Source organism: Burkholderia sp. AU33423, assembly GCF_002223135.1.
In the GTDB taxonomy this organism is placed as follows: domain Bacteria; phylum Pseudomonadota; class Gammaproteobacteria; order Burkholderiales; family Burkholderiaceae; genus Burkholderia; species Burkholderia lata_D.
In genome coordinates, this window is record NZ_NKFH01000007.1 from 2,331,222 (window position 1) to 2,350,456 (window position 19,235).

General features: G+C 69.1%; 18 protein-coding genes. 3 read left to right on the forward strand and 15 right to left on the reverse strand.

What is annotated here, in order from left to right:
* Positions 1 to 6: 6 nt before the first annotated feature.
* From sctT to CFB50_RS29095, 13 genes are all read right to left on the reverse strand, one after another.
* Positions 7 to 816: a type III secretion system export apparatus subunit SctT gene (gene sctT / locus CFB50_RS29035; protein ID WP_069252130.1), complete on the reverse strand. Its 810-nt coding sequence runs from the start codon at positions 814 to 816 to the stop codon at positions 7 to 9.
* On the reverse strand, positions 810 to 1,490 hold the full coding sequence (locus CFB50_RS29040; RefSeq protein WP_069252131.1) for a hypothetical protein: 681 nt from the start codon (positions 1,488 to 1,490) through the stop codon (positions 810 to 812). The genes sctT and CFB50_RS29040 overlap by 7 nt, the downstream gene beginning before the upstream one ends.
* Positions 1,483 to 2,859 (reverse strand): type III secretion system ATPase SctN, encoded by a 1,377-nt coding sequence (gene sctN, locus CFB50_RS29045; RefSeq protein WP_069252132.1) that lies wholly within the window; start codon positions 2,857 to 2,859, stop codon positions 1,483 to 1,485. The genes CFB50_RS29040 and sctN overlap by 8 nt, the downstream gene beginning before the upstream one ends.
* Positions 2,856 to 3,485 (reverse strand): type III secretion system stator protein SctL, encoded by a 630-nt coding sequence (gene sctL / locus CFB50_RS29050; RefSeq protein ID WP_089448121.1) that lies wholly within the window; start codon positions 3,483 to 3,485, stop codon positions 2,856 to 2,858. The genes sctN and sctL overlap by 4 nt, the downstream gene beginning before the upstream one ends.
* On the reverse strand, positions 3,467 to 4,216 hold the full coding sequence (locus CFB50_RS29055; protein ID WP_089448122.1) for a SctK family type III secretion system sorting platform protein: 750 nt from the start codon (positions 4,214 to 4,216) through the stop codon (positions 3,467 to 3,469). Before CFB50_RS29055 ends, sctL begins: the two co-directional genes overlap by 19 nt.
* Complete coding sequence (sctJ, locus tag CFB50_RS29060; RefSeq protein ID WP_089448123.1) at positions 4,213 to 5,082, reverse strand: type III secretion system inner membrane ring lipoprotein SctJ; 870 nt, start codon at positions 5,080 to 5,082, stop codon at positions 4,213 to 4,215. The genes CFB50_RS29055 and sctJ overlap by 4 nt, the downstream gene beginning before the upstream one ends.
* A 50-nt stretch (positions 5,083 to 5,132) precedes the next feature.
* Positions 5,133 to 5,609: a hypothetical protein gene (locus CFB50_RS29065; RefSeq protein ID WP_089448453.1), complete on the reverse strand. Its 477-nt coding sequence runs from the start codon at positions 5,607 to 5,609 to the stop codon at positions 5,133 to 5,135.
* A 148-nt stretch (positions 5,610 to 5,757) separates the two neighbouring features.
* Complete coding sequence (locus tag CFB50_RS29070) at positions 5,758 to 5,970, reverse strand: hypothetical protein (protein WP_034180511.1); 213 nt, start codon at positions 5,968 to 5,970, stop codon at positions 5,758 to 5,760.
* Positions 5,971 to 6,111: 141 nt separating this feature from the next.
* On the reverse strand, positions 6,112 to 7,479 hold the full coding sequence (gene sctD / locus CFB50_RS29075; protein WP_069252136.1) for a type III secretion system inner membrane ring subunit SctD: 1,368 nt from the start codon (positions 7,477 to 7,479) through the stop codon (positions 6,112 to 6,114).
* Positions 7,460 to 9,499, reverse strand: coding sequence for a type III secretion system outer membrane ring subunit SctC (gene sctC / locus CFB50_RS29080; protein WP_069252137.1), 2,040 nt, complete (start codon positions 9,497 to 9,499; stop codon positions 7,460 to 7,462). The genes sctD and sctC overlap by 20 nt, the downstream gene beginning before the upstream one ends.
* On the reverse strand, positions 9,499 to 9,777 hold the full coding sequence (gene sctS / locus CFB50_RS29085) for a type III secretion system export apparatus subunit SctS (protein WP_006480854.1): 279 nt from the start codon (positions 9,775 to 9,777) through the stop codon (positions 9,499 to 9,501). Before sctS ends, sctC begins: the two co-directional genes overlap by 1 nt.
* The gene (sctV, locus tag CFB50_RS29090) at positions 9,774 to 11,981 is read right to left on the reverse strand and encodes a type III secretion system export apparatus subunit SctV (RefSeq protein WP_069252138.1); all 2,208 of its coding nucleotides are present in this window, start codon (positions 11,979 to 11,981) and stop codon (positions 9,774 to 9,776) included. Before sctV ends, sctS begins: the two co-directional genes overlap by 4 nt.
* A 234-nt stretch (positions 11,982 to 12,215) precedes the next feature.
* Positions 12,216 to 13,064, reverse strand: a complete 849-nt coding sequence (locus CFB50_RS29095) for a helix-turn-helix transcriptional regulator (protein WP_069252139.1) — start codon at positions 13,062 to 13,064, stop codon at positions 12,216 to 12,218.
* Positions 13,065 to 13,347: 283 nt separating this feature from the next.
* Between CFB50_RS29095 and CFB50_RS29100 the strand changes: the two genes are divergently transcribed.
* Entirely contained in the window at positions 13,348 to 14,253 is a 906-nt protein-coding gene (locus CFB50_RS29100; protein ID WP_069253006.1) for a helix-turn-helix transcriptional regulator, read from the forward strand.
* A 118-nt stretch (positions 14,254 to 14,371) separates the two neighbouring features.
* Here the strand turns inward: CFB50_RS29100 and CFB50_RS29105 are convergent, their stop codons facing one another.
* Positions 14,372 to 16,015 carry an Nramp family divalent metal transporter gene (locus CFB50_RS29105; protein ID WP_069252140.1) on the reverse strand — a complete coding sequence of 548 codons (1,644 nt, stop codon included), beginning with the start codon at positions 16,013 to 16,015 and terminating at the stop codon, positions 14,372 to 14,374.
* Positions 16,016 to 16,136: 121 nt separating this feature from the next.
* Positions 16,137 to 16,274, reverse strand: a complete 138-nt coding sequence (locus CFB50_RS39680) for a hypothetical protein (RefSeq protein ID WP_175022165.1) — start codon at positions 16,272 to 16,274, stop codon at positions 16,137 to 16,139.
* 1,070 nt (positions 16,275 to 17,344) lie between these two features.
* Between CFB50_RS39680 and CFB50_RS29110 the strand changes: the two genes are divergently transcribed.
* Entirely contained in the window at positions 17,345 to 17,614 is a 270-nt protein-coding gene (locus tag CFB50_RS29110; RefSeq protein WP_069252141.1) for a hypothetical protein, read from the forward strand.
* 119 nt (positions 17,615 to 17,733) lie between these two features.
* Complete coding sequence (locus tag CFB50_RS29115) at positions 17,734 to 19,215, forward strand: carbohydrate porin (RefSeq protein WP_069252142.1); 1,482 nt, start codon at positions 17,734 to 17,736, stop codon at positions 19,213 to 19,215.
* Positions 19,216 to 19,235 lie beyond the last annotated feature (20 nt).

Here is a 19,235-nt window from a genome sequence, read left to right on the forward strand (position 1 = left end):
TCGCGCTCACGCGCCGCCGTGCGCGGCGAACAGCGCGCGCAGCAGCGCCATCAATCCGCTGTCGGGGCTCAGCAGCGCATGCAGCGACGCGTACACCACCGGCAGGAACAGCACCATCATCAGCAGCGCGAGCGCGCTCTTCAGCGGCTGCGAGAACACGAAGATGTTGAGCTGCGGCACCGCGCGCCCGACCAGGCCGATGCCGAGCTCGACGAGCACCAGCACGATCGTCACCGGCGCGGCGAGCTTCACCATCCATTCGAAGATCGTGTCGGTCTGGCGCACGATGAAGGTCTGCAGCATCGACGAGAAATCGGGGCCGAGCGAGCCGATCGGCCACCACGCATACGACTGCGCGAACAGCTGCACGAGCACCTGCAGCCCGCCCGCGGTGACGAACAGCGCGATCGCGACGAAATTCAGGAATCCCGACGTCGGGCCGCCCTCATGCCCGCCCATCGGATCGAAGAACGCGGCGCTGCCGCTGCCGGTCTGGAAATCGATCAGGTAGCCGACGCCCTGGATCGCGAACAGCACCGCACTGAACGCGCCCGCGAGCAACATGCCGACCATCGCCTCCTTCGCGACGAGCAGGCACCACATCAGGAACGGCAACGCGGCCACCTGTGCGGCGTCGATCGCCGGCGCGACGAACGCGGCGATCACGACGGCGACACCGTTGCGCACGAGCCCCGTGACGATCTGCTCGTTGAATACCGGCACGACGAACATGATCGGCAACAGGCGCGGCATCACGTAGAGCAGCGGCCGCAGCATGCCCGCGACGTCGTTGAAGCCCGAGGCCGGGTCTAGCATCGGCGCTCCGCGGCGGCGGGCGGCGCGGGATCGTCGGGCGCGGCGGACGCGTCGGTTGCACCGGTGGTTTCAGCAGCGATGTCGGCGCCCGTTTCCGCTTCGGTCATGGCCGCATCGAACGCGGCGGCGGCCTCCGGCGGCGTGGACGCATGACCGGTCGCGTCGCCCGCGCCGGCCGCCCATGCGCCCGCCGTCGCGAAGCGTCGCACCGCATAGCCGTCCGCGACTTCGTCGGCATCGCGCTCGACTCGCGCGGCGCGCGCGTGCAGCGCCTTCTCGCCGGCTTTCTCCAGCTTGTCCTCGGCGGCCTGCGCCTTGCGCGCGGCGCGCTGCAGGTCGGCGAGTGTCGCTTCGTGACCGCGATGCACGTGCGCGGCCTCGCTCACCGACGCGTTCGCGGTGCCGATATGCCGGTCGAACGTGCGCGTATCGGCCGCCGCGTTCTGCAATGCACGCGCTTCGCGCACGTCGTCGGCGAGGCGCGTCTGGATCGCCGCCTTCGCGGCGACCTGCTGCGCGAGCTGCGCCTGCGCGGCCGCCAGCGCGCGCCGGCTCTGCGCGGCAATGCCCTGCTGGCGCGCGGCCGCGACGCGTGCGATCTGGCTGCGCATCTCGCGCACGCGCTTCAGGCGCGCGAGCGTCGCGAGCACGAGGCGGTCGTCGGCTTCAGACATGATCGTTCGCCAGCTTCGTCAACTTCGCGAGCAGCGTGTCGAAGCGCACGTCCTCGTCCGACGCCTGCGCGCAGAACGCACCGATCGCGTCACGCGCGCGCAGCGCGAGATCGCCGAGCCGGTCGCTGCCTTCGCGATATTCGCCGATCTGCACGAGCAGCTCGATCTCCTGGTACTTCGCGATCAGCTCGCGCACGCGCGCGGCCGCATGCTGGTGCGCGCGGCTCGCGACGAGCGGCATCACGCGCGACAGGCTCGCGAGCACGTCGATCGCCGGATAGCGGTTCGCGAGCGCGATCTTGCGCGACAGCACGATATGGCCGTCGAGGATCGAGCGGACTTCCTCGGCGATCGGGTCCGATTCCTCGTCGCCTTCGACGAGCACCGTGTAGAGCGCGGTGATCGATCCGCGCGCGCCCTGCCCCGCGCGCTCGAGCAGGCGCGGCAGCACCGCGAACGTCGAGGGCGGGAAGCTGCGCCGCGTCGGCGGCTCGCCGCTCGCGAGGCCGACCTCGCGCTGCGCGCGCGCGAAGCGCGTCAGCGAATCGACCAGCAGCAGCACGCGCTTGCCCGCATCGCGGAAATGTTCGGCGATCGCGGTGGCGACCAGCGCGGATTTCACGCGCTCCATCGCCGGGCGATCGGACGTCGACACGACGACGATCGAACGCGCGCGCACCTCGGGCGACAGGCTGTGCTCGATGAATTCGCGCACCTCGCGGCCGCGCTCGCCCACCAGGGCGATCACGTTCACGTCGGCCTGCGCGCCGCGCGCGATCATGCCGAGCAGCGTGCTCTTGCCGACACCGGACGGCGCGAAGATGCCGACGCGCTGCCCGATGCCGAGCGTCATCAGGCCGTCGATCACGCGCACGCCGGTCGGAAACGGCGTGTCGATCATCTTGCGCGCGAGCGGATTCGGCGGGTCCTGCTGCGTCGACACCCACGCGGCGCCCGTCACCGGCCCGCGATCGTCGAGCGGCCGGCCGAGCCCGTCGAGCACGCGGCCGAACAGCCCTTCTCCCACCGGAAACACATGCTCGCGCCCGGACGGCACGACGGTCGTTTCGGGCGACAGGCCCGCCACGTCGCCGAGCGGCGTGAGCAGCGTCGTCTGCCGCGAGAAGCCGACCACCTCGGCGAGCAGCGTCGGCTGGTTCGGCGTGCGCAGCTCGCAGATTTCGCCGAGCCGCGCGCGGATGCCGGTCGCATTCAGGATCTGCCCGACCGCGTGATTGACGCGGCCCTGCACCGACACCGGCGAGAAGAACGCGAGGCCCGCGTCGAGTTCGCCGACGAGGCGACCGCGATCGAACGGCGCGCCGTCGTCGTCGCCGAACGGCTGCGTATCGTCGAGCGGTGCGTTCATCGCGCGGCCCCCTTCAGCGCATCGCGGCGGATTGCCTGGCGCAATGCGTCGATCTGCAGGTCGAGGCTCGCGTCGATGCGCCCGGACGGCGTCTCGACCGTGCACGCGTGGCGTTCGAGCTGCGCATCCTCGACGATGCGGATCTTCTGCCGGTTCGACTGTCCGGCGAATGCGCCGTCGAGCGCGTCGCGCATTTCGTCCTTGCGGCCGGGCGCGATACGCACGATCAGGAACGCCTCGTCGCGCACGAGCGGCGCGATCCGCGCGAGCGCGGCCTCGTACAGCGTCCGCGTGCTCATCTCGCCGACGATCGCGCGCACGGCCTTCACGACGATGTCCGCCATCGCATCCTTCATCGTCTCCATCGTGCGCGCGGCGGCGAGCGCCTGCGTGTACGCCTGCGCGGCCTGCTCGCGCTGCGCGCGGCGCATCCCTTCGTCGTAGCCGGCCGCCTGGCGCTTGTCGAATTCGCGCTGCGCGTCGGCGACGATGCGCGCGGCCTCTTCATGCGCGGTCGCGATCACGTCGGACGCGTCGAGCAGCGCCGCGTATTCGCGCTCCTTGAGCACCTTGCGCTCCGACAGCAGCTGCAGGTTGTCGCTCGTGATCAGAAAAGCCAGTCCCATGACGCAAGCCTCTCGGGAATCAGAAACAGGAACATCAGTTCGCCGAACTGGTCGCGCTGTGCGCGGTTCAGCCAGTACGGCGCCTCGTCGTCGATCGCGCGGTGGAATTTCAGGCGCGTGCGCCGCGCGACCGCGTCGCCCGCCACGCCGATGAAATCCGCCAGCAGCCGGCCGCCGCGCGCGCGAATCACGGCAGGCAACGCGGCGGGATCGGCGCGCCACGGCTCCAGCGTGTCGGCGAGCGCACCGAATTCCGGCGCGCGTTCGAGCGCGAGTTCGAGTGCGTCGGCGCCGAGCTTCGCCGCCACTTCGGCGCGGATGCGCCGCACGGCCAGCGCGTCGCGCAACCACGTGCGATGCAGCAGCAGCCCCGCATACGCGGCCAGCTGCTCGAGCGCCGCGCCCGGCAGCAGCGCGAGCCGCGCGCACGGGTTCGCCACGTCGAAGTCGTGCCGTCCGGCCACGCCGTTCGCGTCGAGCAAATGCCGCGCGAGCAGCTTGCGGCCGGCCGCGCCGAACGCATCCGGCGAACGGTAGCGCGCGGGCCAGTCGGCCGGCACGCGCGTCACGTGCAGATAGCGGTCGGGCCGCAGGTTGAAGTCGCAGACGAGCGCATGAAACGCGGCGCGGCGTGCCACGGGCGGCGGCCCGAGCGGCTGCAGCCACGGCAGCGGCGCCGCATCGGAGGCGGCCGGCCCGTCGCCCGGCGGCGGCGCGTGCGGATCGCTCATGCGCCGTCGCGCGCGCCGTCCGGCGTGCGCAGGCCGCCGGAACCGGTCGCCCCGTGCCCCGCGCGCGATGCGCCGAGCAGGCCCGCGAGCCGTGCGCCGAACATCCCGCGCCGCGCCGCCGACAGCGCGATCACCGCGCAGGTCAGCAGGATCAGCGCGAACACGAGCCAGCCGAGCGGCGAGCGCAGCCGCACGATGTCGGTCACCGCGCTGCCGATTCCGTCCACGCGCGTCGCGCGCGCGGCGGCCGGCTGCAGGAACAGCGACACGTTGTCGTACTGCAGCCCCTCGATGCTGTGCGCGACCAGATCCTTGACCATCGGCGCCATCGCGCGCAGGTCGACACCGGGCCGGTAGCGGATATACACGGCCGCGGACGACGGCTTGATCTTGTCCGCGAGCGGATCGTTCTCCGGAATCACGACCTGCACGCGCGCGACGACCACGCCCTCGATGTCCTGCAGCGTGCGCGACAGGTCCTGCGACACGCCGTACAGGTAGCGCACGCGTTCCTCGGCCGGCGTCGACACGAGGCCCTGCTTCTGGAACAGCTCGCCGAGGCTCGCGTAGCTCGGCTTCGGCAGCCCGTTCGCCTGGAGCACCGTGAGCGCCGACTGCATATCGCCGTCCGCGACGCTGACGAGCCACGCGTTGCGGTCCGACGTGTCGCGCGCGTCGTTGTCCTTCGACGCGCTGATGCCCGCGTCGCCGAGCACCGCGACCATCTGGTTCGCATCGCGCTCCGACAGGCCCGAGTACAACTCCTTCTGGCACCCGGCCAGCAGCACGAGCAGCCCCGCGAGCAGCGCGCGCGCCGCCCGGCTGCGCCACGCATGCGCGCGCGGCGTCGAATCGATCGTCGTCATCGTTTGTCCGCTTCAGGGCGCGTGAGGCCGGGTCCGGCCCACGCGCGCTTTCACTCCTGCGTCTTCAGCACCGTGTGCGTGAAGCCGTTCGCCGCCTGCGCGACCGACAGGCTCAACTGGTATTCCGAAATCGTGGTGGTCGCCGTCCACTGAAAATCCATCGCCTTCACCATCGTCATCATCGGGTCGCTGCGGCTGTCGGCCATCGACGTCAGCATCTCGCTGCGATGCTTGTCGATGTTCGCGTACCGCGCGTCGAGATCGTTGCCGTAGGTGCGCAACCGCTCGACGAGCGACGACTGGTTCGCCTGCGCGGGCGTCATCTGCACGGCCGGCGCCGCATCCGCCGGTGCGCGCGACATCGCGACGCCCGACGAAGACGGCGGCGCGGCCGGCGATGCGCCCGGCTGCATCAGCGCATCGAACTGGCGCACCTGCGCCGGATCGGACGCCGAGCCCGTTTGCTGCGCGGCTCCCGCGAGCGCGGCCGCGCCCGGCGGCGCCGCGCCTACGCCTGTCACTGACATGTCCATGTCCTCCTCGAGAAGCGGACGCCGGACCGGATCGGTCGGGCCCGCCCGGAACGGGCCGGCCGGCACGCGCACGGCCGCCGCCGGGCGCCCTTCACGGGCAGACCCGGCGCGCGACGTCGCGCGGCGCGGCCGGCGGCCGGCGTCATGCGCGGCCGGCCGAGCTCAGGTGTTGCGCGACCTGGGCGTTCGCCGTCCCCTCCTGCGCGGTCACGGCGTTGCTGGTTTCGAACGTCGCGGTCGACTGCTGGACCTGGAAGTTGATCTTCGTCAGTTCGAGCTGCGTCTTGGTCAGGTCGTCCGCCTGCTGCTGGACCTGGTTCGTGTTGGTTGCACCACCTGCTGCCTGCGTACCCATGTTGCGCTCCTTTACGTGAACTGCATCCACCTGGCGACGGGAGCCCCATGCTCCGCCGTCGACGTGAGCCGCCGCACGCTCGCGACGCCCCGCGTACTGCGCGCACCGCGCGCCGCGCGATGCGCATGACCTGTCGCGGCGCTAGTGCGCCGCCTCCTTCGATGCGCGTGCCGCCGAGGCATCGGCCGCCGCGGCACCGGCCGCCGACCGGTCCGGCAACTGCGTCGGCACCGGCTGCGCGATCCCCGCCGCCGCGCCGCTCGCGAGCGGCGCCACGGGCGGCGCCGGCACAGGCTCGGGCGCAGTCGCCGACGGTCCGCCGAGCGGCATCGTGATGCGCTGGCCGTTGCGCTCGAACACGACTTCATCCGGGCCGATCGACACGACCGCCGCGCCCTCCTTCAGTCGCGCACCTTCGAAATAGCGGCTGCCGTCGGCCGTCTCGATGTAGCGCTGGTCGCCGTCTCCGGCGAACACGGTCGTGATCTCCGGAATCCCGGCCATCCCGCCCAGCGTCGTCGCCGTGCGCGGCGCGGCCGGATCGGCATCGCGCACGTGATCGACCACTTCGAGCGCGGGACGCGCGTCCTTCATGTAGTTGCGGATCCGCGGCTCGATCTGCGCGCGCGCGGCCGTGCCGGTCACCTCGATCCGGCCCCGGCCGAGATACGCGACCGTCAGTGCCGTGTCGCTGAAATAGGTCTGCGCGGTCGCGACCAGGTCGCTGACCACGTAGATGTTGCCGAGCGCCGCGTTGTCGACGCCCGCGACGATCTGCGCGACGCGTTCGCGCGCGGCCGGATCGCTCACGTAGCCCGACACGATCACGCCGTCGTCGCGCGGCGCGACGGCCAGCTCCGGGTACGCGCGCAGCAGTTGCTGCAGCCGGTGCGTGCGCGCGAGCACCGATTCGTGCTGCCATGGCAGGCGCCCCGACCAGGTGACGAAGCCGTAGCCGAGCGCGCCGAGCAGCACGCCGAGCCACAGCGCGACCAGCGCGATCACGAGCCGCCGGCTGCCGAGGCGGCGCAGCCCGCCCGCGAGCCAGCCGAGCCACGCGGCCTCGCGCGCCGGGTCCGGCGCGCCGGCTTCATCCGGCAGCGCGACGTTCGCCTGCGCATGCCGCGCGATGCCGAGCCGGATCGAGCCGACCGTCACGACGTCCTGCGGCGTCAGCGAGCGGCGGCCCGCGCCGAGCGGTTCGTCGTTGAACAGCACCGGCGCGCCGGCGTCACCGCCGTGGTTCTGCACGGTCACCGCGAGCGCACCGACCTGCAGGCACACCTGTTTCGCGCCGATCTCGCGATCGGGCAGGATCACCTCGCAGTCGGCCGCGGTGCCGACCCAGTTCGCACCGCGTGCAAGCGACATCGTGCGGCCGTACATCGGCCCGCTCAGGAAGCACAGGTTCCACGGCGATGCGGGCGCGGCGGCCGACCCGGCCCCTGCGCCTGCCGCGCCCCCGGGCAATGCGCCGTCGCCGTGCGGATCAATGATGCTCGTCGACATGCGTGGTGACTCCTGCGGTCGTGGCCGCCGGCCGCGCCGCCGAATCAGACGGCGGCGGCAACGCGGGCGGCCCGAACTTCGTGCCGGGCAGCGGCTTCGGCGTCAGCGGCACCGCGACGTCGTTGTCCGGCGGGCGGTACATCGACATCCCTTCCGGGTTCGCCGGACCGTCGGCGCCCGGGTTCACGGGCGAGCCGTCCGGCGCATACATCGACGCGGTCGTCACCACGCGCGGCGTCAACAGGTAGAACCGCTCCATGTGGTTGCCCGACTTGTCGGTGTACTTGAACAGGTTGCCGATCAGCGGAATGTCGGACAACCAGGGCACGCCGCTCTTGTTCAGCCTCACCTCGTCGTCGTTGAAACCCGCGATCAGCAGGCTCTTGCCTTCGTCGATCATCGTCTTGGTGACGATGTTGCGCTGCTGGATCACCGGCACGTTCGACACGGCCTGCCCCGGCACGATGTTGCCGTCCTGGATGTCGATCGACATCATCACGCTCTGCGGATTGCCCGAGACGGCGGCCGCGTTGCGGATCGCCTCGTCGACGATCATCGGCGTCACCTTGATGCTCGTGCCGGTCGTCACGCTGTACAGCGACGAATCCTGGTAGCCCGGCACCTGCACGTAGAACTGCGTGAGGTTCTCGAGGATCGCCTCGGTGTTGTCGAGCGCGAGCACCTTCGGCTTCGATCGCAGTTGCGCTTGGCCCTTCTGCGCGAGCGCGTTCACGCGCGTGAGCAGGTAGTTGCGCAGCGACCCGCCGATCGACGCGGTGAGCGCGATGCCGGTCGGCATGAAGGTGCCCGTCTGCCCGGTTTCCGACGTGCCGATCCCGAACGTCAGCGGCGGATTGCCGACGCCGTTGTACTGCGTGTTGCCGTTCAGCGGGTTCTGGCCATTGCCGATCTGCACGTCGCCGTGCGTCGTGTGCAGGCGCCAGTCGATCCCGAGGCTATCGAGCGAATCCTCGTTGATGTCGATGATCGTCACGTTGATCTCGACGATGCGCGGCCGCTCGTCGAGCTGGTTGATCAGCGACTGGTAGCGATACATGTTCTCCGGCAAGTCACGCACGATCACCGCGTTGATCGCCGGGTCGGCGACGATCTGCGGCAGCGTGTCGCCGCCGCTGTTCGAGAACGGCGAGAACCCGCCGCCCGTGCTGCCGTCCGCACCGCCATAGCCGCCCTGGCGCGGGCCGCCGGAGATATCGGGGAAGTCGAGCCGCGGCACCGCGATCGTCAGCCCGGAGCCGAGCTTCACCTGGCGCGCGGCCTGCCCGAGTGACGGGCTCGACGGCGCCGCGGTCGTGTCGCCCACCTTGCCGAACAGCCGACGCAGGATCGTCGCGACGCCCGGCACTGTCACTTCCTTGCCCGAGCGGTTGATCGTGAAATCCGACGCCCAGCCGTACTTGAGCCGGAACGCGCGGATATCCGCATGCGCGCCGTTCGCCGACGGATCGCCGACCGAGCCCACCGCCTGCCGCACGAGTTCGACATAGCGGCGCGGGCCGGCCACGTACACGCTGTTCGCGCGGTCGTTGATCACCAGCGTGTAGCGCTTGTCGGGGATCTGCATCGCCTGCAGCGCGCGGCCGATTTCACCGGACGCATTCGGCGGAATCGGGATCATCTGCGTCTGCGACTGGTCGGCCGGATCGACGTACAGGAACGAACCGTCGTAGTACCACGTCAGGCCGTAGGTCGAGCAGATGGTATCGAGCGTCTGCTGCGGCGTACCGGAGAACCGGCCGCTGATCACGCCGTCGACCTTCGGGTCGACCACCGCCGTCACGCCCTGCGACGACGCGAGCTCGCGGATGAAGTCGCCGATCTTCTTGCCGTTCGCGACGATCGTGAACGGCTTGTTGCGCCAGCGCAGGTCCGCGGCGCGCGCGGGCTGCGCGGGCGCCATGCACAGCGATGCCGCGAGCAGCGCGGTCGCGCACACGGCAAGCGCGGCCCGTTGCAGGCTGCGCGGTTGAAACCGGATCGAGGCGACGCGTCGACGCATCAAAGGACTCCTGTGGAAGAAACGAACATGCGTTCCAGCGCCTGCTGCGCGAAGCGCAGCACTTCGCCGCCGAGCCAGCCCGACAGCAGCACGAGGGCGACCATCACGGCGATCAGCCGCACCGCGATGCCGATATTGGCGTCCTGCACCTGCGTGACAGCCTGCAGGATCGCGACGACGAGGCCGGTCACGGTGGCGATCAGCACGATCGGCAGCGACAGCAGCAGCACGAGCATCAGCGCCTGGCGCGTCAGGTCGAGGATCGTCGAGCTCGTCATTGCACGGCTCCCGGCACGCGCACGTCGGCGCCCGCGCCGACCGTCCCGTCGTCCGGCGGGTTCTTGACCCAGCCGATCGTGTGCAGCTGCACGTCCTCCTCGACCTCCTGGTACGACAACACCGCGAGGTCGGGCAGCACCGGCTGCAGGATCGTCTTCACGTAGCGGCGCGCGCCGAGCGCGACCATCACCGCGAGCCGCGCGGCGCCCTGCGCCGTGCCGTGGCCCCCGGGGCCGGCCGCCTGCGCGGCCTGCACGATCGCGCGCACCTGCTCGCCGATGTCCTGTTTGACCGCGCTCGACAGCGCAAGAAAATTGCCCTGCTTCGTGCGCATCACCGCACGCTCGATCCGCTCCTGCAGGTTCTGCTCGAACAGCACGACCCGCAGCTGGCGCGTCGTGCCCGCATGGCGGTCGGTGATCATCCGGCGCAGGTCGACACGCACGAGTTCGACCAGCGCGATCACGTCGTCCGGCTCGTTCGGCGCCCACGTGATCAGGCTCTCGAAGATCACGCGCAAATTGCGGATCGGCACCTGTTCCGCCAGCAGCCGGCGCAACACCTCGGTCACGCGCTGCAGCGGCACGAGCCGCGTCAGTTCGCCGACGAGCTCCGGGTGCTCGCGGCGCACCAGGTGCACGAGCGCCTGCGTCTCCTGGATGCCGAGCAGCTCGTCCGCATGCTGGCGCACGATCTGCTCGACGTGCGCGGCGAGCGCGCTTTCGCTCGACAGCCACTTGCCGTCGGGCGCGGCGCCGTCGGGCTTGATCCACAGCGCGGTCGCGAACGGGCCGAACGCTTCGGCCGGCTGGCGCTCCGCGCGCTCGGGCAGCGGCGCGACACCGTCCCACAGCAGCCAGCCCGGCTTCAGCGCGCCTTGCGCGGCGAGCACGTCCTGCAGGTAGATCCGGTACGTGCCGGCCGCCGCGCCTTCGTCGTCGTTCAGCGTGATGCGCGGGAACACCGTGCCGATGTCCGCGTCGACGCGCGCCTTCGCGCTCGACAGCGCGGCCTGCAGCTGCGCGAGGTTCAGGCTCGTGCGCAGGTCGTCGGACAGCGACACCGCGATCAGCGACGTGACGCCGGCCGCATGCGACACCTTCGCGGGCTGGCCGTCGTCGGCCGCGCCGACGCGCCCCGCGACATGAATCAGGTTGAAGCTCGGCGCGGCCGTCTTGCGCCTGAGCTGCGAGAACGCGAACGCGCCGAGGCCGAGCGCGATCAGCGCGAACGACCATTTCGGAAAACCGGGCACGACGAGGAAACCGCTCAGCACGAACGCCGCGATCAGCAATGCGCGCGGATGCGCACCCAGTTGCTCGCCGAGCTGTTCGCCGAGCTGGCGCTGCCGCGCATCGCGCGTCGCGACGCGCGTCGTGACGATGCCGGCCGCGATGGACACGAGCAGCGACGGGATCTGCGACGCCATCCCGTCGCCGACCGTCAGGATCGCGTAACGTTGCAGCGCGTCGCCGATATCCATCCCGTGCATCAGCGTGCCGACCGCGATCCCCGCGACGATGTTGATGAAGGCGATCACGAGGCCTGCGATCGCGTCGCCCTTCACGAACTTCATCGCGCCGTCCATCGCGCCGTGCATCTGCGATTCCTGCTCGAGCTTCTCGCGGCGTTCGCGCGCTTCGTCGGCGCTGATGATGCCCGCGCGCAGGTCAGCGTCGATGCTCATCTGCTTGCCCGGCATCGCGTCGAGCGAGAAACGCGCGCCGACCTCGGCCACCCGCTCCGAGCCCTTCGCGATCACGATGAACTGCACGACGGCGATCACGAGGAACACCACGCCGCCCACCACGACGTTGTTGCCGACCACGAGCCGCCCGAACGCGTCGATCACGTGACCCGCGTTCGCGTGCAGCAGGATCAGCTTGCACGACGCGATGTTCAGCGCGAGCCGGAACAGCGTCGTGAACAGCAGCAGCGCGGGAAACGACGAGAAGCTGACCGCCGACGGCACGTAGGTCGACACCGTCAGCAACACGACGCTCGCGGCGAGATTCAGCGAGATCATCCCGTCGAGCGCGGCCTGCGGCAGCGGCAGGATGAACAGCGCGACGACGGCGACGATGAACGTCGCGAGGAACAGGTCGGCGCGTGGCGACGCGCCCCCGAGGCGCCGTCCGGACACGCCGCGGCCAGCGGAAAACAACCGCTGCCAGTCGCGGGGAAGCGCCTTCGGTTCTGCCATCGTGCCGTCGTCCTGTCGTTATTGCCGGCCGGCACGGGCAACCCTGCCCCATGTCGCACGGACCGTTGAATGGGACGAGTGTAGCGACGGGGAACGACGGAAAAAGGGAGGCGCCTCGTAGCGTGAAAGCGCGTTTTCCAGCGACGATCGAATCGGACTACGAAACCCGGCGGCGCATGTCGGCACGCGCCGCCGGAACCGCTTCCATCGCGCGCCGGGCCGCCGGCGGGCGCGTCAGGCGGACGTCAGGTCGGACGGCAGGCGCCGTGCGGCGAGGTACGCGAGCTGCGCGCGGTTCTGCACGTTGAAGAGCTTTTCGAGCGAGCGGATGTGGTGGCCGACCTTGTGCAGCGACGTGCGCAGCGCGCTCGCGATCTCCTGGTCGGACAGCCCGTGCACGAGCCGGTCGAGCACCTGCTGCTGCTCGTCGCCGAGCGCGAAGCCGCGCATGCGCGCGATGCGCGCCTCGAGGAACGGCAGCGCGACGCGATGCACGGCGAGGCTCACCGACAGCGCGCCGCCGATCACGCGATCGTCGATCCAGTCGGTGCCGTGCGTCTCCGACGTCACGTTCACCGCGACACGCAGGTCGAGGCGCGGCGCCGACAGGCCGAAGATCACGCCGCTGTTCATCGCATGCGCGCGCAGATGGCCGGCCAGCGCCAGCACCTTGCGGTCGCCGCTGCCCTGCGCGGCCGCTTCGATCTCGTCGAGCCGCCACGCGACCGGAAAGCCGCTTTGCCGCACCTGCGCGAACCGCGGATCGCTTTCGTAGAGCATGCCTTCGATGAACGGCTGCATGAACGTCGCCGGGGCGAGATCGCGCAGCAGGTGCGCGCACAGGATGCGCCGCCCGATCATTTCATACGCGCCGTAACCGAGCGTGCTGAATCCGATTTGCCGCAATCGCGCATGGCATTGCGCGAAATCGACCGGTGCGAAGTCGGATTTACCGGGCGCAATTTGAATGCCGGTAAAAAAGTCGCGTTCGATTGCGTGATATTCGCTCGAATAAGCGGCAGCAGCCGTTATATCGGCTTGTGAGAACCATTCGACGCGTGGTGCGCCGTCAGCATGTGTCATGAGGAGCCCGCCCTTTCCCAATATGTGAAACTGCGCCCCGTCACGATCTGGTCTTTTCTTTATGATTTTCTGGTCGTCGTTATATGCGTGCGAATATGAACCTTTCGCCGCCATTAGTATTACGGCATATTACGCGGATACACGCATTTTTGTACAATGCCCCCGCGTTTCGTCAGGGATGACGATCGACGCCTATCAAAACGATGCTCGATCGCACCGCCGCGAATGCCGTACACGATACGGCCACCGCCAGGCGATGCGCGTCGATTCCGAGGGATGGCTCATGTCCGACATTGCATTGCATGAAGAAGCGGTCGCCCCAACCTTTCCCCGTCCGTCGCGCGGGCTGGACGCGCACCCGGACGCCCGGCGAGAGCGCCCGGTACAGGTCGTCTGGTGCGACGACGTCAAGCACGGCGAGCTCACGCAGCCGCACGCGCCGAAGCTCGGCGTCGCCGATACGCTCGCGCACGCGCAGAGCACGGCCGAGCGCAACCGGATCGTCACGAGCCTGCTGCATCTGACGGGCTTCTCGACGTTCGCGTACTTCGCGCTCGAATTCGCGCGCGAGCGGGTCGAAAGCCTGTACCTGCACGAAGCCTTCACGCCGGCCACCTATCGCGGCGACTACGTGCGGCACAACCATCACGACATCGATCCGCGCACGCTCGGCGCGCGCGTCTGCAACATGCCGATCGTGTGGGACCTGCAGCAATTGCGCCGCGAACACCGCGAGCGCGATGATGGCCCGCACGTGACGCCGGCCGCGCTCGACGGCTTCCTGCAGACGATGCAGGACGACGGAATGTGCAGCGGCATCATGTATTCGATGGCCGTGCCCGGCACGCGGCTGCACGCGTTCATGAGCTTCACCGCGCCGCGCCGCACGCGCGAATGGATCACGCCGGCGACGATCGAGCAGGCGCTGTCGATCGGGCTGTCGGTGCACAAGTTCGCGTCGCCGCAGCTGATCTCGACGTCGCGCGAGCGTGCGGTGAACGGGCTCACGCCGTTCGAGCAGGAACTGCTGCTCGGCATCGCCGAAGGCGCCTCCGACAAGGAGATCGGCCGGCGCCTCGACACCAGCGCGCACAACGTCGACTATCACCTGCGCAAGCTGCGCAAGCGCTTCGGCGTCGCGAACCGGATCCAGCTCACGTACCTGACGTCGAAGCTCGAGCTGATCTGACGGCCGCGCGGCGCGCCGCAAGCGGACGCGTAAACGCACATGCCGGCCACGAAGGCCGGCATGTGCGGGTTGCGGCGCGGTGCCGGGTCCGGCGCCGCTTCCTGGAAGACGACCTGCGTTACTTCAGCATCATCTGCACCACCTTGACGATCACGAGACCGACCGCGATCACGAGATAGCCGCGCAGCACGGCCATCCAGATTCGCGTCGCGACCGTCATGTTCTGCGGCTCGAGCGTGTCGAGCGGCGGCATGCGCCACGTGTCGCGCAACGAGCGATCGACGGCCGGCTCGACCACGCGCTTGTTGCGGCGGATCAATACCGTGGCGATATAGCCCGTGATCGCGAGCACGGTGCCGCCGACCAGCACGTCGACGATCGCTTCGCCGCTGATATCCGGATACATCACCGATGCCGTGAGGATGATCGACAGCAGCACGAGCACCCAGATCACCGCGCCGGTGAACACGTTGAGCTTCGTCGAGTTGACCCACGGGCCGAGCACCTGGCGGTCATTGCACAGCACCAGCAGGAACACCGTCGCGCTCGGCAGCAGCACGCCCGCGAGCGTCTGCACGGCTTCGGTCAGCAGGCCGAGCGGGCTGCCCGGAATCAGCACGAGCGTGGCAGCCGCCGCGACGATGCCGAAATACACGAGATAGAAGCCCTTCGCATCGGACACGCCGCGGTGCAGCGAGTGGCGGATCTTGAACACGTCGCCGATCGCATAGGCCGTCGACAGCGATACGGCCGCCGCGCCGATGATGCACGCGTCGAGCAGCGCCACCGCGAACAGCGTCGCGCTCGTGCGGCCCGCATACTTCTCGAGGCCGGCGATGATGCCGCCCGCATCGGTGAAGTTGCCGGCTTCCGGATGCCCGTTGAACAGCGCGGCGCTGAAACCGATCATCGCGACCGCGCCGATCAGCACGAACACGATGCCGATCCACAGGTCGGCCTTCTCATACTTCATGAAGCGCGGCGTGATGCGCTTGTCGATCACGTAGCTCTGCTGGAAGAACAGCTGCCACGGCGCGACGGTCGTGCCGACGATTCCGATCACGAGCAGCATCACGTCCGACAGCTTCGCGTGCGCGGGCCAGTTCGGCACGATGAAATCGCGCGACATCTGCGCGACGGGCGGATGGATCGACACGAGCACCGGCACGAGCAGCAGGCTCAGCACGCACAGCCCGATCGCGAACCGCTCGAAGCGCCTGAAATCGCCGGTACTCACCGCGGCCATGGTCAACGCGGCGGCCACGCACACGCCGGCCACCTTCGGCAGCCCGAAGAAATCCAGCACGAACGTGATGCCGATGAACTCGGTGACGATGGTGAGCGCATTGAGCAGGAACAGGTCGATCACGCTGAACGCGCCCCAGAACTTGCCGAAGCGCTCGAAGATCAGGCGTGCGTGGCCGACGCCCGTGACCGCGCCGAGGCGCAGCACCATTTCCTGGTTCACGTACAGCACGGGCACGAGCAGCAGCAGCGTCCACAGCAGCGTCGTGCCGTAGTTCTGCCCTGCCTGCGTGTAGGTGCCGAATGCGCCGGCGTCGTTGTCGCCGACCATCACGATGAGGCCCGGGCCGATGATCGCGAGCAGCGTGCGCAGGCGCGCCCACCACGTGCCGCGCGAGCCGGTGTCGTGATGCGCGATCGTACCGAGCGCACCGCGGATGTCGCCCAGGTGGGCTTCGTCGAGCACGGCGCTGCGTTCGGCGGCGATTGGTGGAGAAACGTTGGATGGCGTGGACATGATGTGTTCCGTACGGCTAATGGTTATTCGATGCGATGAGCGTGTGGCCTTGGAATGCGCACGCGGCGCCTACCCGCAGGCGGTTGCACGTGCGCATGCCGAGACGCGCTCGGTGCGCCTTTCAGTGGATCAACGATTTCAGCTGGTTCAACAGGCGGGAGAACACCCGCGGACGGGCGTCGAGCATCAGCATCGCGTCGTAGTGGTTGCGCGATTCCGTGACGTGCGGGAGGTTCGACAGCAGAAGGCCGAAGTTCATGATCTGGCTCCGTGCGGCGACGGCAGGCGTGCCGGCCGCGTCGTGGGTGCGGGGCCAGTCCGGGGCCTGAACGACGTGTCAGGCTAGTCGGCCGGATTGTCCCTGCGACCCGGGTTCAAAAGGGTCTGTGCGTGCAACGGGCATAAGGGACAACTGTCACTGTCGTTCATGGCGGCTCCTGTGCGGTGTTCCGGAGAACACGGTTGACCGCCATCGGGCCTGCGGGCCGGCATTCGCGATGCCTGAAAAGGCGTGCGCGAACGCGGCCGCCTGCCTGGCGGCGGTGAAACCGGCGGGCGCATGCGGAAACGCATCACGCTAACCGGCGCGAATCAGGGTGCACGTAGGGAGTTGCTGCGGAATACTGCTGCGCGCACCGTTTGCCCGGGAGACAAACGGCGGCTTCGATGAGGCGCGGACGTCGGTCGCTCAGGCGGAAATTTCGTTCGAAGATCGACTACTGCAGGCGTCCAAGGCGGCGGCCCCAAGAGTGAAGATGGCGGATTCTATGGACCGCCCGAAAGTGAAGTCAACCCCTCCCAACCCCATTTCTCGAAATAAATTTCCCGCCTTGCGGCACTGAAAGATTTGCCCCTGGAAACACGCGGCGCAACCTTTCAGGGCATGTGGGACGGTCGGGGGAACGATGCGTATGAACAACGGGGCAGCACGTCCGGTCGTGCGCCTTCACTGTCCATTCCGCGCCGCAACGCGCCGCCGAGGTGCCCGTACAACGTGCGCCGCTTTTATGCGTTTTTTACTTGCGCTGCAGCAAACGACGCGAATACAATCCGCCGCAATTCATCAAGGGAGTCCCTCCGTGGACACATGCTCTAGTTGCAGTTCGATGCCGGTCCAGGCCGGCCAAGCCATCGCGAGATAGCAGCCAGACGCATGTCTTACGCCGCTAGCTCGCATTCGTCGGGTTAGCGCGCTTCCTTCCGGGCCGGCCATCGCCGGTTCGTCCGTTGCACGCTCCATTACGTTCCACCCTCCGATCGCAGGCCGCGTCACGCGCCCGCGCTCGATCACGTCGTCCGGCCCGAGCCGGACCGGACGGAGGCAGCGTCATGTTTCTTCAATCGTTCGCGGTCAGACTCAAGCGCATCGTGCATCTCGCATGCGACCGCTCATTCGTCTCCGGTCTCTCGCCACTCGCCCACGCGCTCGGCAACTGGCGCGGCACGGCGCTCGCCCACGTGCCGGCGGCGCCGCGCCCGCTCGACTGCCTGCTGTTCGCCGTGATGGCCGCCGCGGTCGCGCTCGTCGCGCTGCTGTGCTCGGCCGCGTCGCGCCTCGGCTTCGCGCAGGTGTGGCGCGTCGGCGGCTGGCTGCCGTAACGCCCCCGTCGCGCAGCTGCGCCACGCGCCAGGCGCCGCCGCGCGACCGTCTCGCCACGCATCCCGCACCACGTTTTCGTTTCTTCAGCTTGACTAATCAAACCGACAACGGAACCCACATGAAGAACTACCTGGAACCCGTCCCGCGCAAGCTCCGCGTCAATGCGCTCGCCACGCTGCTGCTGTCGCTCGCCGCCACGCCCGCGTTCGCGCAAGCGTCGTCACCGGCCGCGGCCGAACCGGCGGCCGGCGCCAGCGACGCCGCCGCGCCCGCACAACAGGCTGCCGATGCTGCCGCGCCCACCGGCTTCTGGGAACGCTCGAACCTGCTCGGCAACATGGGCGGCCTGCGCGACGTGCTCGGCGATCACGGCATCACGCTGAGCCTGCAGGAAACCAGCGAGTACCTGTACAACACGTCGGGCGGCACGCATCGCGGCGGCGCGTACCAGGGGCTCACGCAATTCGGGTTCAACGTCGACACGGGCAAGGCGGTCGGTCTGCCGGGCGGCACGTTCAACGTGTCGGCGCTGCAGATTCACGGCACCAACCTCACGCAGCGCTATCTGCAGACGCTGCAGACCGCGACCGGCATCGAGGCGAATGCGACCACGCGCCTGTGGGAGCTCTGGTATCAGCAGTCGCTGCTCGACGGCAAGGTCGACGTGAAGGTCGGCCAGCAGAGCGTCGACCAGGAATTCATGGTGAGCCAGAACGCGGCGACGTTCATGAACGCCACGTTCGGCTGGCCCGTGCTGCCGTCGACCGACCTGCCGGCCGGCGGCCCCGCGTATCCGCTGTCGTCGCTCGGCGTGCGGCTGCGCGTGAAGCCGTCCGATGCGTGGACCGCGATGGTCGGCGTATTCGACGGCAACCCGGCCGGCCGCAGCGACGGCGATGCGCAGGTGCTGAACGCGCACGGCACCAACTTCAACCTGCGCAGCGGCGCATTCGTGATCGGCGAAGTGCAGTACGCGCTGAACGCGCCGCCCGCCGATCCGAAGACGCCGCAACCGGCCGGCCTGCCGGGCACGTACAAGCTCGGCTTCTGGTATCAGTCGCAGCATGCGAACGACCCGCGCTACGGCACAGACGGCCTGTCGCTGGCGAATCCGGAGAGCAACGGCATCGCCGCCACCCATCGCGGCAACTACGGGTTCTATGCGGTCGCGGACCAGATGGTGTGGCGGCCGTCGGCCGACAGCCCGCGCTCGGTCGGCGTGTTCGCACGCGTGATGGGCGCGCCGGGCGATCGCAACATCGTCGATTTCGCGGCCAACGCGGGCGTGACGCTGAAGGCGCCGTTCAAGGGACGCGACAACGACGTCGCGGGCATCGCGGTCGGCTATGCGAAGGTCGGCTCGCATGCGCGCGGCCTCGACGGCGACACCGGCGTCTATACGACGCCCGGCTACCCGGTACGCCGCGCGGAAACGGTCGTCGAAGCGACGTACCAGTACCAGGTCACGCCGTGGTGGCAGCTGCAGGCCGACCTGCAGCACTTCTTCCGTCCGGGCGGCGGCATCCCGAACCCGAACGCGGCCGGTGCGCGCATCGGCGACGAAACGGTGGTCGGCGTGCGCACGACGATCACGTTCTAACGCAGGCAGGCCTGAAGCAA

Bases quoted from the DNA above. Each gene is read 5' to 3' on its own strand.
- sctT (WP_069252130.1), bottom strand. From the start codon at position 816: ATGCTAGACCCGGCCTCGGGCTTCAACGACGTCGCGGGCATGCTGCGG.
- CFB50_RS29040 (WP_069252131.1), bottom strand. From the start codon at position 1,490: ATGTCTGAAGCCGACGACCGCCTCGTGCTCGCGACGCTCGCGCGCCTG.
- sctN (WP_069252132.1), bottom strand. From the start codon at position 2,859: ATGAACGCACCGCTCGACGATACGCAGCCGTTCGGCGACGACGACGGC.
- sctL (WP_089448121.1), bottom strand. From the start codon at position 3,485: ATGGGACTGGCTTTTCTGATCACGAGCGACAACCTGCAGCTGCTGTCG.
- CFB50_RS29055 (WP_089448122.1), bottom strand. From the start codon at position 4,216: ATGAGCGATCCGCACGCGCCGCCGCCGGGCGACGGGCCGGCCGCCTCC.
- sctJ (WP_089448123.1), bottom strand. From the start codon at position 5,082: ATGACGACGATCGATTCGACGCCGCGCGCGCATGCGTGGCGCAGCCGG.
- CFB50_RS29065 (WP_089448453.1), bottom strand. From the start codon at position 5,609: ATGTCAGTGACAGGCGTAGGCGCGGCGCCGCCGGGCGCGGCCGCGCTC.
- CFB50_RS29070 (WP_034180511.1), bottom strand. From the start codon at position 5,970: ATGGGTACGCAGGCAGCAGGTGGTGCAACCAACACGAACCAGGTCCAG.
- sctD (WP_069252136.1), bottom strand. From the start codon at position 7,479: ATGTCGACGAGCATCATTGATCCGCACGGCGACGGCGCATTGCCCGGG.
- sctC (WP_069252137.1), bottom strand. From the start codon at position 9,499: ATGCGTCGACGCGTCGCCTCGATCCGGTTTCAACCGCGCAGCCTGCAA.
- sctS (WP_006480854.1), bottom strand. From the start codon at position 9,777: ATGACGAGCTCGACGATCCTCGACCTGACGCGCCAGGCGCTGATGCTC.
- sctV (WP_069252138.1), bottom strand. From the start codon at position 11,981: ATGGCAGAACCGAAGGCGCTTCCCCGCGACTGGCAGCGGTTGTTTTCC.
- CFB50_RS29095 (WP_069252139.1), bottom strand. From the start codon at position 13,064: ATGACACATGCTGACGGCGCACCACGCGTCGAATGGTTCTCACAAGCC.
- CFB50_RS29100 (WP_069253006.1), top strand. From the start codon at position 13,348: ATGTCCGACATTGCATTGCATGAAGAAGCGGTCGCCCCAACCTTTCCC.
- CFB50_RS29105 (WP_069252140.1), bottom strand. From the start codon at position 16,015: ATGTCCACGCCATCCAACGTTTCTCCACCAATCGCCGCCGAACGCAGC.
- CFB50_RS39680 (WP_175022165.1), bottom strand. From the start codon at position 16,274: ATGAACTTCGGCCTTCTGCTGTCGAACCTCCCGCACGTCACGGAATCG.
- CFB50_RS29110 (WP_069252141.1), top strand. From the start codon at position 17,345: ATGTTTCTTCAATCGTTCGCGGTCAGACTCAAGCGCATCGTGCATCTC.
- CFB50_RS29115 (WP_069252142.1), top strand. From the start codon at position 17,734: ATGAAGAACTACCTGGAACCCGTCCCGCGCAAGCTCCGCGTCAATGCG.